Origin of the sequence: Marivirga aurantiaca, from assembly GCF_016679925.1 — a bacterium.
In the GTDB taxonomy this organism is placed as follows: Bacteria; Bacteroidota; Bacteroidia; order Cytophagales; family Cyclobacteriaceae; genus Marivirga; species Marivirga aurantiaca.
This window is the reverse complement of sequence record NZ_JAEQBW010000002.1, coordinates 396,273-410,912: the sequence shown is the minus strand read 5'-3', so window position 1 is coordinate 410,912 and position 14,640 is coordinate 396,273. Positions and strand designations below refer to the sequence as shown.

The window sequence follows — 14,640 nt, the reverse complement described above, 5'->3', positions numbered from 1 at the left end:
GGATATAACCTAAACTAAATTTAGATAATTTAAAAAATAAAATTATCTTTTGCTTTTAAAAAAATAGATACAACCAGTTAATCTTCAATATGGAAGAATTTAGTATAATTAATTTATTTTTAGTATTACTGGCGGCTTGGTTTGGAGGCGCATTAGCTACAAAGTTAGGTTATCCGGCTATATTAGGTGAACTGATTATTGGAATAATATTAGGTCCGGCATTGCTTGGGTTTATTGACCAGTCCAGAACAGTAATGGTAATTGCTGAGGTGGGTATTATTCTTCTAATGGTGTATATAGGGATGGAAATTGATTTCCGTGATTTGGGAAAAGCTTCCTGGGCAGGTTTGTTAGCCGCAATAGGGGGATTTATAGTGCCATTCGGATTAGGTTTTTATACAATTACTGCTTTTGGTGGAACGGAAATGTCTGCTCTATTTGTAGCCATTGCAGTTGGAGTAACTTCCTTGGCCACTAAAAGCCGCATATTAGTAGATCTTAAATTATTAAATACCAGGATTGCCTATGTCTTGATGGCCGGAGCACTCATCTCTGATACACTGGCACTAGTCATTTTTGCAGGAATAGTAAGTTTTGCTGATGTAGGAGTGATTGATATTTTAGGCTTATTGTTAGTTGCAGGAAAAGCTATTCTATTCTTCATAGTAACTGCATTCATAGGAATTAAAATTCTACCATTATTATTAGGCTATTTTGAAAAAGCTGGAATTAAAAGCAGTACACTCTATTTTACTCTCATATTAATTATTGCTTTTGGTTTTGCTGAGTTGGCTGAATTAGCTGGCATGCATAGCATTCTTGGCGCATTTTTAGCTGGTTTATTTATTCGTGATGGTGTTTTTCCTAAAAATGTAGCCAAAGAAGTACATAAAACCTTTTATGATGTTTCGATAGGTTTTATGGCACCCATATTTTTTGTTACTGCTGGTTTTCAGGTAAGTTTAGCCGTTTTTGAAACTGATTTGTTATTATTGGTCGTGGTGATTTTCGTTGCCATGTTCGGAAAAATAGTCGGGACAGCATTGTTTTATTTGCCAAGTGGTTATGGATGGAGAGAAGGTATTACTGTTGGGGCAGGAATGAACGGGAGAGGCGCTGTAGAGATAATTATTGCCGGGATAGGACTTGAGATGGGAATTATCAATCAGGATATATTTTCCATACTGGTTTTTATGGCCATTTTTACCACCACTACTGTTCCTTTTCTTCTAAAATGGACAACTAGCTGGCTCAGAAAAAGAGGAGAACTTGTTCAGGTAGATAGTAGAAGCGGCTATTTAATTTTAGGTATTAATCCTGTAAGCTTAATACTAGCCAACCAATTAAAGGAAAACTCAAAGGTGATTTTTATAGATAATAATAAAGAATTATCCCTTCAGGCCAATAAAGAGGGATTTATTAGTGTACATGGCAATGCATTAAAAGAGGAAATACTTGAAGAAGCTCAGGCAGCAAAAGTTAATACTTTTATCTCAATGACCGGAAATAGCGAAGTGAATCTATTGGCTGCTCAGATAGCAAGAGAAACTTTCCTTGTGCCGAATAACTATGTAATGATATCTCCAAACGAAGATGGTGCCGGTGTGGATGTTCTTGATACTATTAAGGCCTCGACAATCTTTGCCATGAAATTCTCACTTGATGAGTGGATACATATAATTACTACGAAAGCTTATATTGACACCAAAGAATTAGTTGAAGAAGAGATAATAAGTACCAGGGCCTGGGTGAAGTTATTTATGGAAAATAATGAAAATATTATGCCAATAGTAATTATTGGAATAGATGGAGGAAAGCGCCCTTTTCAGTATGATGATGTGTTGGTAAAAGGTGAAAAAGTATATTATTTCAAAGCAAAGTAAGGAGTAATGTCTTCCTTCAAACAATAATCAAACTACCTTTATTTTTGAAGCTGGAGTTTATAAACTAAAGATGAAGTTTCAATCATCCTCAAAAAGAAAAAACTATTTCTCTTGACTAACTAAGTTTTTAGTTGTAAGTTTATCCTATCATTAACCAAGTGGATATGCAACAACTAACAAGGGCCGAAGAAGAAATAATGCAAAAGCTATGGGTATTGGAAAAAGCACATGTTAAACAAGTGCTCGAACTTATGCCTGAACCCAAGCCGGCTTATAATACCGTAAGCACTATTATAAGAATTCTGGAAAAGAAAGGTGTGGTAGGCCATGAAGTAACCGGTAAAAGCCATTTATACTTTCCATTGCTCAAGAAAGAGGAGTATAAAAAGCAATCACTTAAACAACTAATTCACGGGTATTTTGAAGGCTCATTTTCGAAAATGGCTTCATTCTTTGCTAAAGAAGAGGATTTAAGTACTGAAGAAGTAGATGAATTATTATCTCATTTGAAGAACAACATAAAAGAGAAAAAATGATTTTTTCCATCAGCTATATCATTCAGGCACATATTATCTTCATTATATTGCTAGGTGTTTATCATTTCTTACTAAGGAATGACACCAACTTTAAGTTCAATAGAATTTACTTGTTATCTATAGTTGTATTTGCTCTTGTTATACCTCTTCTAAGTTTCCCTGTATTTACTCAAACCACTATTCTGATTTTTCCGGAATTAACAAATTTGACAAATCCTGCTAATAGTTCTCCTATGGCTTCCTCCCTTTCAGTAGGTAGTATCATAGCAATTGGCTATTGTGTCATCTCCTTACTATTCATAATATCCAAAGTTTTCAGGTTTCTAAAACTTTTTCGACAAGTAAACTTAATTAAGCGCAAAGCGAAATTTGAAAGTAAAAACGGTGTCTATATTGTTGAAAATGAAGTCGCCCCTTTTTCTTTCTTAAAATGGTCATTTATACCTCAATCTATTCTGGCGAAAGAAGGCGGGGGTTTAATAATTGCCCATGAGAAATTACATGCCCGCGAATTACATAGCTTAGATATCATCTTTACTGAGCTAGCCTGTTGTTTCTTGTTTATAAATCCACTTAACAAATTGTTTAAAAAACATATTATTGAAAATCATGAATATAGGGCTGATGAGATTGCATTACAAAATGATACCGATTCAAAATATAAACAACTACTGATTGAACAAACCCTCTATCCTACCCATTTAAAGTTGGTAAGTTCTTTCGCTAAACCTTTAATTTTAAATAGACTAATGATGATGATGAAAAAAAGAAAACAAACTATCGCTTTCAAAATGCTTGCTATTGTATCTACAGCATTGGTGCTAACTGTCTTTTCCTGTGATTTTCAGGAAAAAGAAAGTCTCTTGATAAAATCAGAAAAAGATATGGCTTCAGAAAATGACAACAATAAGGTTTTCACCATAGTGGAGGACCAGGCTGAGCCTAAAGAAGGAATTGATCACTTGAATAGTTTTCTTTCTGAGAAGTTAAAAAATAGCTATCCTGCGCAAGCCAGAAGGCTTGGTATAGAAGGAACTGTGTATGTGCAGTTTAATATTGAGAAAGACGGTAGCCTTTCTAATATCACAGCCGTAAAAGGGATAGGTGCAGGATGTGACCAAGTTGCAGTAGATGCTCTTGCGGCATATGGTCAATGGACACCTGGAAAACAAAATGGGCAGGTAGTTCGCTCTCAAAGGGTAGTTCCTATCAGATTCACCCTCGAATAAAGAAAATAGTTTAGTTAGTATGATAGGTAAATAAATATGAGCTCCTAAAATTTCTTTTAGGAGCTTTTTTTATTCCCAATCTTATAAAGCCCACAATAATTCGCTACGCCCAAATTTCCTGTGATGTAATTTTGTCCCTGTTATTGGCAAAATAATCAATTGTTTTTTTTCTATATTATATTCAATTAGTTAAAAGCGATAGATATGAAAGCAATAATTTTAATGCTCGGTTTATTTCTACATTCTGATTCTATGAATTCAGTAGAGAACCAGATGATTCTTCAGGAAGTTTTAAACATTGAAGAGTTTAAACAATATATCTCGAAGAATCCCCGGTTTGTAGGTAGTCAGAATCCTCAAATAATACTGTTATCGCATGAAATGATAGACAAATCTGCTAAGTTAGAGATTAATCAAATTCCCATAAAAATAGTAGACAGCGAAACTGCCAAAGTCAATGAAAAGATTTTCTTCATAGAAATACAAAGTTTTAAGATAAGAAACAAAAAAGCCAGTCTTTCCCTGAATTATAAGAATGCCAGGCTTTATTTCGAGGAGAATAAAAGGATAACCATGGTGGCTGATCTAAAAAAAGTAGATGGTGAATGGTTAATATCTCAATATGAAGTAAAAGAAATTAGTATTTCCGATTAAGTATTTCAGCATAAATGATAGCTTTTTTGGCACTTTCAGGATCCGACAAACCATCCCTGATTTCCCTTGCAAATTCATTTTCCTCCCTCTCAATTGAAAATGCATCAAAACGTGATCCTTCCTTTTCCACCTCTTCAAAGTCGACTAGTTCATTGATACTCTTGAGTCTTTCTCCTTTTTTATAAAGTTCCTTTAAAGTGTCATCTGCATTTTCATACTCTTCATGCCCCACACTCTGCTCCAATACGCGTTCTTCCACTTGATCAGACAAAGGTTCCGCTTCCTCAAATTCTCTCTCCTCCCTCCGAGGGGCCTCACCGCTCAATTCCCTAATGATATCCTCAAAAGTTTTGGGCTGTTCCTGTGGTTGGCCGGTATTTGTAGTTTGCTTTTGTCTGGTTGCAGGCTTTTTCTTACTACCAATTCCTTTAATAACATAGTATAATATTGCCAGGGCTATATATATGAGATATTTATAATCTTCCATTTGCTAAAATTAATCAATCTTAATGTAATGTAATTAAAAATGGGTAAATAGTTAAATATAGCTATGCAATAATAACAGAAAGTAAATAATAGCAAACCAGCCATAACTCTCCATCATATAAACTTAACTGTTAATCCAATCTAAATCCCAAAACCAAAACATCATCTGTTTGGGCATAACCATTTTTCCACTCCTCAAATTTCCTTTGCAACAAGAATTTTTGGTCGGTCAATGTTTCTCCTGAAATTTCAGTTAATAATTCCCTGAATCTTTTGGTCATATATTTTTTGTCTCTCGCACCACCAAATTGATCAGCAAAACCATCCGAAAATAGATAATATGAAGAGTCCACTTCAATAGGAAGTGTATGCTTTTTAAACTCCAGCTTCTTGAAATTCCTGTTTTTACCCCCAATTGAGAATTTATCACCTTTAATTTCCGTAGCCATTCCGGAAGAATCTACTACCAGTAAAGGACTCTTTGCTCCGGCAAATTCAATTATTCCTGATTTCTTATCTATTACAACTATTCCAGCATCCATACCATCCTGGTTATCATTCTCAGTCTGCTTAAGTGTTTCATTAATTCCAATATGTAAATCATTTAATATTTCCGCAGGATCAGTAATACCTTTTTGCTTTACTATTTGATTTAGGTTATTCTCGCCAACCAGCGACATAAAGGCTCCTGGAACACCATGTCCGGTGCAATCCACAGCAGCAACAATAGTTTTTCCATTTTTTTGAGTCAGCCAGTAAAAATCTCCTGAAACTATATCTCTCGGAACAAAAAAGATAAAAGACTGAGGTAAATAACTTTTAAAGGAATCCTGAGAAGGAAGCATAGCTCTTTGAATTTGCTTAGCATACCTGATACTTCCAATAATATCCCTGTTTTGCTTTTCAATAAATTCTTTTTGAGTTTGCATGGCATCGCGCTGGGTGAGGATCTCTTCCTTCTGAACTGTCAGTTCTTCATTCTGCTCTTTAATTTGGTCGCTTTTGAAACGAAGGTCCTTCTGTACTTTCAAAAGGCTTTGATTACGCTCTTGTAATTCAAAATGTGCTTCTTGCAAAGCCAGTCGATGCATGAAATTATTTTTCATGATATAATATCTAAATGCAGCAATGGAAAAACAAGCTACACCTACAACCAAAAGAATATTGACTCCTTTCAAAAGGAAATAATCTCCTACTGTCATTCCGCAAAAAACCATGTTCACTGCAATTTGAATGATAAATATCAGTATGAAATTAATAATAAAGTAAAAGGGGCGTAAGATCACTAGAACCGCACTGGTAATGAACACTGTGATCATTGAAATAACATAATTTAACCAATCGCCACATTCCACCATATAAGCTGCAGAAGTGAAAAGGCAAAAGGCAATAATCTCGAATAAAAGTTCATGGCTGAATTTATACTTCTGGTGAAGAAGAAAAACAATGCCCACCAAAACAGAAGGCCCCAGACGAAAAAAATACCAAACCTGGAGATTGGGTTTTTCAATAGATAGTTCAGGGATTATACTTAAAGGAAATAGAAAAATGACCAATATAGCACCCCATCGGGCATAAATAGAGCCTATCCGCTTATATTCTGCTTTCCAGGCTTCTCCTATATTAACACCAAATTTTTCGGTCAAATTTAAATTCATTCCGTTACTCTACCTTATGAGACTACAATACTAGGAATAAAAATGAAACCTCTCATCGAAAATGAGGATAAACATTTTCATCCATTAAAGATTGGATTTTTTTACGAAGTCTCCTACCCTTCACACGTTTTATTTGCTCGTTATAATCTTGCCGTATGTCAATTTTATAAGATGGAATTGACACATTTAAAGCTTTCTCAACCCAAACTGAATGTATTGTAAATGCAAACTGTAAGCTCTCATGATGTAATTTTACCACCGGACCCCTCTTAAGATTTTTAGCATCAAACAGCCAAATTTCTGAGTAGTAAGAACTTAGATTATAACTATTTTCCTCTTTTCCGACAACGGTACACAGAATATAACCATTCAAAGATGAAACTATTCCTGAATTTAAATTTGAAGAGGGTACAAACTGCAACGACCACATGAATGTATCATTGGGAAAAGAGTAATGATCAATGACTTTCATTGAGGCTGTTTCTACCGTTTGCAGGATAAAAGGTGCTCCTTTTTTAGAAAATCCCAACATCTCTTCAGCGGAATAGATCCTATTACGGTCAGAGCATTCATACAAATTGTACATAAAATCCGTCAGCATTTGATCAGACATTCCATAAGCCTGCCAAAAAACATGTTCTATTTTATCAACGTTTTTATCCGGAGAAAGCATATCCCGATATGTATATAGCCCAACACCCCAGGTATGAGGCCCCGGATCTTTTTCATCAAGATCTCCGGTTAAGTGCAGGAATGTCGATTCACTTTCCAATACATCCCTGTTTTTTACATCAATCAGCACCTTACCTATCTTGCCAATATCCATCTCTCCTACCGCGAGCATACCAACCCTCTGTGCATCAATAAGCTCTCCGGAACACTTTAGTTTATCATAATACCTGATCCATTCGGCAGGGCATGCACAACAATTGTGTGCTGTATGTATTGTAATAATATCATCATCATTATTATAATCAACAGAAAAATGAACTGTCTCCAGTGGCAACACTACCTTGTGCGCCATTACTTCTTTCTTCTCATCAATTAATTGCTTTCTAGGAATGATGTAGAGGCTGGAATAATCATTTTGAGCTCCATCCAACAAATCCCTCAAAAACGAATCAATTTTTTCATTATTAGGAAAAGGATTATTCATCATCACATCCAGAGTAAATTTGAAATTAGTATCTGCAAGAATTATATAATCCTTACTAAACCCAATCTGGTGCATATTATGTGCTATTTCTATAGCAGAACCATCTTCATTTACAATTTTATATGCCTTGGGTTTTTTCTCTCCCATCCACTTTATTAAATAAACTGCATTTTCATTAGAAAACTTATGGCCTATAACCCTCCAGTAGAATGCTTTTAATTTCTCCCAAAAAGTTTCCTTTTTAGGTTTTGCACCTGCTTCATAAAAGAAATCATTGACTTCCTCTACTACATTTTCGGTACTTTCATAATTCTTCCAATGATCAATTTTCTCTTCCAATCTTTTTTCCAGGCTCTCCTCATCTTCAAAAATCCGATCAAAAATTTCAGTAGCTTTTAATAAGGATTTAGTGGTCTTTGTAAAGTTAACACTGAACACCTCCCTGGTTTCGGGATCATATACAGGATGTGCAGTAGTCAATATCATAGGAAAAGGGTTTTGTAGAAAAGGTGGTGTCCCCGCTCTCCAAAATTTATTCTCCCCTATTGGAGTAATTAACTCCATAGAATCGGGATCAAACTCAAAAGGTCTTCCGGCATCAAAAGTTGCCAATAAGCGTGCCTCATCATTACCTGGTTGTTGAAAAGGTGTAATAGCAGTATTAATCTGGTTTCTAGTGCCTAGCTTCATTGACATTCGAGCCAAACCTTTGTTTTTAAAGGCTATATCGGCATAAGGGTTGTCTTTTCCATTAAGAATAGGGCTAGAGCCTAAATCAGCATAAAAACATGGTGTTTTTAGCAAACGGGTTTTCAACTTCACTTTTCCGGCTTCTGTTAAATCAAAGCGAAACATGTATCCATCCCCATTGATTACAGGAGAGCCAAACTCCTGATTAAATTTTCCATCGGGAAGGTAACGCTCATAGGGCAAACCACCGGAATTAACGGTTCCCGCCCCCGAATTGATAAATACAAATCCTGAAAGATCATCGGGGATTTTCCCTTCTTTTACTTTTAATTCTACATCTAAGGGTTCTCTGGTTGAAGTCAACAGGTTGGGATGACTCATAAGTTCAAATATTACAGCTTATAAATTAGTTTTTCAATCACACATAAATACAAATAAAAATTGAAATATTATTTATTAACACTGGATTACTCTCTTAAATACTCTCAATGGACTGCCTTCCCAAAAAGGATTTCTATTGTAGGGAAATGCACAAACAAAAAAGGGAGCATAACGCTCCCTTCTATCAGTTTCTATTAAAATCCATATTAGCTTAGATACTGTCTGTTGCAATCTTATAAGTAGGATCTTCTAACACATTTACCTCGATGATCTTATCTGCATTTTGAAGCAATTTTCTGCAATCCTGACTTAAGTGTTTAAGGTGAACCTTCTTTCCTACCTTAAGATAACGCTCCGTTAATTTGTTCAATGCTTCAATGGCTGACATATCCACTACCCTGCTTTCCGCAAAATCAATAACTACTTCATCAGGGTCACTTAAAACATCAAATTTCTCATTAAATGCAGTAACAGATCCAAAAAACAAAGGACCATATATTTCATAATACTTAGTACCATTTTCATCTACATGTTTCCTGGCCCTGATCCTTTTAGCATTATCCCATGCAAATACAAGAGCCGAAATAATTACACCTACTATTACTGCTAAAGCCAGGTTATGCAATACCACAGTAACAATAGTCACCAGGAACATCACAAAAATATCAGATTTAGGCATTCTTTTAATAGTTCTTAAACTGGCCCACTCAAAGGTTCCAATTGCAACCATAATCATAAGTCCGGTTAAAGCCGCCATTGGCAGTTGTTCAATAATACCGGATCCAAACATAATGAAGACCAACAGCATTACCGCTGCCACTATTCCCGAAAGCCTGGCCCTGGCCCCGTTAGAAATATTAATCAAACTCTGCCCTAACATGGCACAACCACCCATTCCGGAAAGGAAGCCTGAACAAATATTGGCTATTCCCTGTGCTACAGCTTCTTTATTGCCTCTACCTCTGGTTTCAGTTATTTCATCAATAATATTCAATGTCAATAAACTTTCAATCAAGCCCACACCTGCCATAATTAACGCATAAGGAAAAATGATTGTCAGTGTTTCCCAAGCTAAAGGAATTGCAGGTATGTGAAAAGGAGGAAATCCTCCCTGGATAGAAGCAACATCACCCACTACTTTTGTATCTATACCGAAGAAATATACTATCCCAAAAACAGCTAATATAGCAGCCAAAGAGGCTGGAAAAGCCTTGGTTATTTTAGGTAGGCCCCAAATAATAACCATTGTTAATAATACTAAACCTAATAATATATATAAAGAAGAACCACTCAGCCAATTACCTGATTTATCCTGAAATTGCTCCATCTGAGACATAAATATGATAATGGCCAATCCATTTACAAATCCAAATATCACTGGATGAGGGACTAAGCGCATTAATTTACCCATTCTTAATGTGCCTGCTAATACTTGCAAAATCCCTGCTAATATTACGGTTGCCAACACATATTCTATACCATGTGATTTGGCTAACACTACTATAACAACGGCAACGGCTCCAGTAGCACCTGAAATCATGCCCGGACGACCACCTAAAATAGCCGTTACAAGACCCATCACAAAAGCTGCATATAAACCTGTTAATGGAGAAAGTCCTGCGATTAAAGCAAATGCTACTGCTTCAGGAATAAGAGCAATTGCTACTGTTAAGCCCGATAAAACTTCTGTTTTATAGTTTACTTTTTGAGACAAATCAAAAAGATTGAAATACTTTTTCATGTGTATATGTTCGTTTTAAGTTGCCACATGGAATTCGCGATAAATATTCATCTGGCGGTTGGTATAAATTCGCCCTCGAATATTTATGCTCATTTCATATGTATGTAATTGATTTTAAGTTGTTGTCACCCCGATTTAGCCGGGGCAGGTTATGGAATCTTTGATTAAAAATTCATCTTCGGTTAATGTAAATTCGAATCTGAATTTTTAATGTCGATTTCATTATTTTAAATTACTTGAAATGGAAATGATTATAAAGCATCAAGGATATGACCCCTGAAGGAAATACTAAGAAAAAAATGCTTATTCTTATCTATAGGTAAAGAAACCTATGGTGGAGTGATTTGAGAATATAGTTGTTTTGGAAACATACCGTTTTTTTGAAGATGCAAAAGTAGAGCAATTATTTTAAAAAAGTTGACATTGGTCATAAATAATTCAAAAAAACAATAAGCCATACAGTTTATATATGAGCTTTACCTAGAGGTTTAAATTAATCGGGAGCACTGGTTATTAGAGGTTTAAAAAGCTTTGAATCAAGACTGCCTGTACAAACAGCCTTGATTCCATAAAAGTAATTTAAGAGAGAGAATTCAATGTCGTTTAGTTAAGCTTTAAAATAAAACCTCAACCTTCTATCCTTCTCCAAAGGAGAAGGAAGTTTGTCTTAACTAAACGACATTGATATAAAATTATTTATCCAACTTACAAGGTGCCTTTGGTGCTGGGCAAATCCTGTAAGCGACTTTCATCCCTACTTACAGCCATTTTTATAGCCCTTGCCCATGCCTTGAAAATGGCTTCAATTTTATGATGTTCATTATCTCCGCTTACCTGAATATCCAAATTGCATTGGGCGGCATCTGTAAAAGATTTAAAAAAATGAAAGAACATCTCTGTAGGCATATCCCCAACTTTTTCTCTTTTAAAATCCGCTTTCCAGTTAATCCATGGTCTACCACCAAAATCAATCCCTACCTGTGCCAGTGCATCATCCATCGGGAGTAAAAAACCATAGCGGTAAATTCCTTTCTTATTACCCAAAGCTTGTTTAAAAGCTTCTCCTAAAGCCAAAGCTGTATCTTCAATGGTATGGTGCTCATCTACTTCCAAATCACCATTTACTTCAATTTTCAAGTTTAAACCACCATGTTTCCCCAACTGATCGAGCATATGGTCGAAGAATTTAAGGCCTGTATTCATTTCCACTTTACCGGAACCATCTAAATTCAACTCTATAAAAATATCAGTTTCATTAGTCTTTCTGTTGATTACTGCTTTACGATTTGGAAGCACCAGGAAATGAGCAATTTCTTTCCAGTCTTTCGTGCAGAAAGTAGCTTCCTCATATTGATCGCCTATAAATATAGATTGCGCCCCTAAATTACTGGCCAAAGCCACATCTGTTCTCCTGTCTCCAATCACATAACTGTTGGCCAAATCATAATCATCGCTTAAATATTTTTGAAGCAAACCTGTTTGTGGTTTTCTGGTGGGCTTTTTTTCCTCTTCAAAGCTTTTATCAATCAGCACCTCATCAAATACTATTCCTTCATTTTCCAGTTGTTGCATCATTTTATTATGTGCGGGCCAGAAAGTATCTTCCGGAAAAGAATCTGTACCCAACCCATCCTGATTGGTCACCATCACCAATTCATAATCTGTATTTTGCACAATTTTTTGCAAAGAAGATAATGCAAAAGGCAGGAACTCCAATTTTTCAAGGGAATCCACCTGGAAATCTGAGGGTGGCTCCTTAATAAGAGTACCATCCCTGTCTATAAATAATACTTTTTTCTTCATTTTCATAAAATCAATTCCAAAATTAGGAATTTGCTACTCGATCTGCATAAAAACCCCAATTATTTACTGCTTTACCAGATAAAAAAGATGTTTTTGATAAGTTTTGATAAAAACATTTCCATTTAAGATGCATCCACCTATATTTGCAGGGTTTTGAAAAAATAAATAGAATTATGAGTAATATAATATGGATTGTGCCCATTTTGGGTATCGTTGGTCTGATTGTAATGGCCATTAAATCTTCATGGGTCACAAAGCAGGATTCCGGTGATGAAAAAATGAATGAACTGGCAGGTTACATCGCCAAAGGTGCCATGGCTTTTTTAAAAGCTGAATGGAAAGTAATGTTTTACTTTGTCCTTATTGCCGGCATATTATTAGCCTATTCAGGCACTTTGGTAGAAACTTCTTCTCCTGTAATTGCCATTTCATTTGTAATAGGTGCAGTTTTCTCAGCCTTTGCCGGTTGGGTGGGCATGAATATCGCTACTAAAGCCAATGTCCGCACCACTCAGGCAGCCAAAACAAGTTTGGCAAAAGCACTTAAAGTTTCTTTCTCTGGCGGAACAGTGATGGGACTAGGTGTGGCCGGGCTTGCAGTCTTTGGGATGGGTATTTTATTTATCTTTTTCTATCAATTTTATGTAATCAATACCGGAGGCGATGTGAATGGCCCTGCAATGATTACTGCATTGGAAGTATTGGCAGGTTTCTCTCTTGGAGCTGAGTCTATTGCACTTTTCGCCCGTGTGGGTGGTGGTATTTACACAAAAGCTGCCGATGTAGGTGCTGATTTAGTAGGGAAAGTTGAAGCAGGTATTCCTGAGGATGATCCAAGAAACCCTGCTACCATAGCTGATAACGTAGGTGATAATGTAGGTGATGTGGCTGGTATGGGTGCTGATCTTTTCGGTTCGTATGTAGCTACCATTTTAGCTTCCATGGTTTTAGGAAGAGAGATTATTTCAGTTGATAATTTTGGCGGTATTGCACCAATTTTATTACCAATGATTATCGCAGGTTTAGGATTGGTATTTTCTATTATCGGTACATTATTTGTAAGAATTTCCAAAGAAACTGACAGTGTTCAGAAAGCATTGAACATGGGGAACTGGTCTTCCATTGTGCTTACAGCTGTAGCCACTTATTTCCTTGTTAAGTGGATGCTACCTGACACCATGATTATCAGGGATTATGCATTTACTAGCATGGATGTATTCTGGGCTATCCTAACAGGATTGATTGTAGGTGCCTTAATGAGTATTATTACTGAATATTATACAGCTATGGGCAGAAAGCCTGTGTTGTCTATTGTAAAACAATCAAGCACTGGTTCAGCCACTAACATAATTGCCGGTTTAGCAGTAGGTATGCAATCCACTGTATTGCCAATATTGGTTTTAGCTACTGGTATTGTAGTTTCCTACACATTTGCAGGTTTATATGGTGTGGCCATTGCAGCTGCCGGAATGATGGCAACAACTGCCATGCAATTAGCTATTGATGCTTTCGGCCCTATTGCTGATAATGCTGGTGGAATTGCTGAAATGAGTGGTTTACCTGAAGAAGTAAGAGGTAGAACAGACAACCTTGATGCAGTGGGTAACACTACCGCAGCTGCCGGAAAAGGTTTTGCAATTGCCTCTGCAGCTTTAACGGCTTTGGCTCTTTTTGCCGCTTTCGTTGGTATTTCCGGAATTGATTCTATTGATATTTATAAAGCTCCTGTATTAGCTGCCTTATTCGTAGGTGGTATGATTCCTTATATATTCTCCTCTTTAGCGATTGCCGCTGTTGGAAGAGCTGCTATGGATATGGTGGAAGAAGTAAGAAGACAGTTCAGGGAGTTACCAGGTATTATGGAAGGTACTACCAAGCCGGAATATGAAAAGTGTGTGGCTATTTCCACTAAAGCTTCCATCAGAGAAATGATTTTACCGGGTGCTATTGCTTTAATAGTTCCTTTATTGGTTGGTTTTGGTTTTAAAGATGTTTTTCCTGATACTTCATCAGCTGAAATATTAGGTGGTTTATTAGCCGGTGTTACTGTTTCAGGTGTATTGATGGGAATTTTCCAGAACAATGCAGGTGGTGCATGGGATAACGCTAAAAAATCGTTTGAAAAAGGTGTAATGATAAATGGAGTAATGGAGTATAAAGGATCGGAAGCACATAAAGCATCCGTTACAGGAGACACTGTTGGAGATCCTTTTAAAGATACTTCAGGTCCATCAATGAACATCCTTATCAAATTAATGTCAATTGTAGCTTTGGTAATTGCTCCTCACATAGCAGTAAAAGACCATACTGCACATTCTGATAATGTTAAGCAGGAAGTTAAAGAAATGGTGCTTGATGCCAAAGGCAATATAGAAGCAGAGAGATAATAAAAGCTGGAAGACTAAAATCTTCCAAGCCCTTTC

At 36.2% G+C, this 14,640-nt stretch carries 10 protein-coding genes; 5 read left to right on the top strand and 5 right to left on the bottom strand.

Annotation, left to right across the window (positions count from 1 at the left end; translation table 11 throughout):
• Positions 1 to 89: 89 nt before the first annotated feature.
• The 4 genes from JKA74_RS07195 to JKA74_RS07180 all read left to right on the top strand — a co-directional run bounded on the left by JKA74_RS07195 (position 90) and on the right by JKA74_RS07180 (position 4,302).
• Positions 90 to 1,883, top strand: coding sequence for a cation:proton antiporter (locus tag JKA74_RS07195; RefSeq protein WP_201430484.1), 1,794 nt, complete (start codon positions 90 to 92; stop codon positions 1,881 to 1,883).
• A gap of 164 nt (positions 1,884 to 2,047) precedes the next feature.
• Positions 2,048 to 2,419 (top strand): BlaI/MecI/CopY family transcriptional regulator, encoded by a 372-nt coding sequence (locus JKA74_RS07190; RefSeq protein WP_201430483.1) that lies wholly within the window; start codon positions 2,048 to 2,050, stop codon positions 2,417 to 2,419.
• A complete protein-coding gene (locus tag JKA74_RS07185; RefSeq protein ID WP_201430482.1) occupies positions 2,416 to 3,648 on the top strand; it encodes a TonB family protein in 1,233 nt (410 codons plus the stop codon). The genes JKA74_RS07190 and JKA74_RS07185 overlap by 4 nt, the downstream gene beginning before the upstream one ends.
• A gap of 204 nt (positions 3,649 to 3,852) precedes the next feature.
• The gene (locus tag JKA74_RS07180; RefSeq protein WP_201430481.1) at positions 3,853 to 4,302 is read left to right on the top strand and encodes a hypothetical protein; all 450 of its coding nucleotides are present in this window, start codon (positions 3,853 to 3,855) and stop codon (positions 4,300 to 4,302) included.
• Here the strand turns inward: JKA74_RS07180 and JKA74_RS07175 are convergent.
• From JKA74_RS07175 to hisB, 5 genes are all read right to left on the bottom strand, one after another.
• Entirely contained in the window at positions 4,286 to 4,789 is a 504-nt protein-coding gene (locus JKA74_RS07175; RefSeq protein WP_201430480.1) for a hypothetical protein, read from the bottom strand. The two genes, JKA74_RS07180 and JKA74_RS07175, sit on opposite strands and share 17 nt — an antisense overlap.
• 130 nt (positions 4,790 to 4,919) lie before the next feature.
• On the bottom strand, positions 4,920 to 6,446 hold the full coding sequence (locus JKA74_RS07170; RefSeq protein WP_236587586.1) for a PP2C family protein-serine/threonine phosphatase: 1,527 nt from the start codon (positions 6,444 to 6,446) through the stop codon (positions 4,920 to 4,922).
• Between the two features lie 52 nt (positions 6,447 to 6,498).
• On the bottom strand, positions 6,499 to 8,673 hold the full coding sequence (locus JKA74_RS07165; RefSeq protein WP_201430478.1) for a carotenoid oxygenase family protein: 2,175 nt from the start codon (positions 8,671 to 8,673) through the stop codon (positions 6,499 to 6,501).
• A 211-nt stretch (positions 8,674 to 8,884) separates the two neighbouring features.
• Positions 8,885 to 10,414 carry a SulP family inorganic anion transporter gene (locus tag JKA74_RS07160; protein ID WP_201430477.1) on the bottom strand — a complete coding sequence of 510 codons (1,530 nt, stop codon included), beginning with the start codon at positions 10,412 to 10,414 and terminating at the stop codon, positions 8,885 to 8,887.
• Positions 10,415 to 11,119: 705 nt separating this feature from the next.
• The gene (gene hisB / locus JKA74_RS07155; RefSeq protein WP_201430476.1) at positions 11,120 to 12,217 is read right to left on the bottom strand and encodes a bifunctional histidinol-phosphatase/imidazoleglycerol-phosphate dehydratase HisB; all 1,098 of its coding nucleotides are present in this window, start codon (positions 12,215 to 12,217) and stop codon (positions 11,120 to 11,122) included.
• Positions 12,218 to 12,390: 173 nt separating this feature from the next.
• On the opposite strand from hisB, the gene JKA74_RS07150 reads away from it, so the two are divergent.
• Positions 12,391 to 14,604, top strand: a complete 2,214-nt coding sequence (locus JKA74_RS07150) for a sodium-translocating pyrophosphatase (protein ID WP_201430475.1) — start codon at positions 12,391 to 12,393, stop codon at positions 14,602 to 14,604.
• The last annotated feature ends 36 nt before the right edge of the window (positions 14,605 to 14,640 follow it).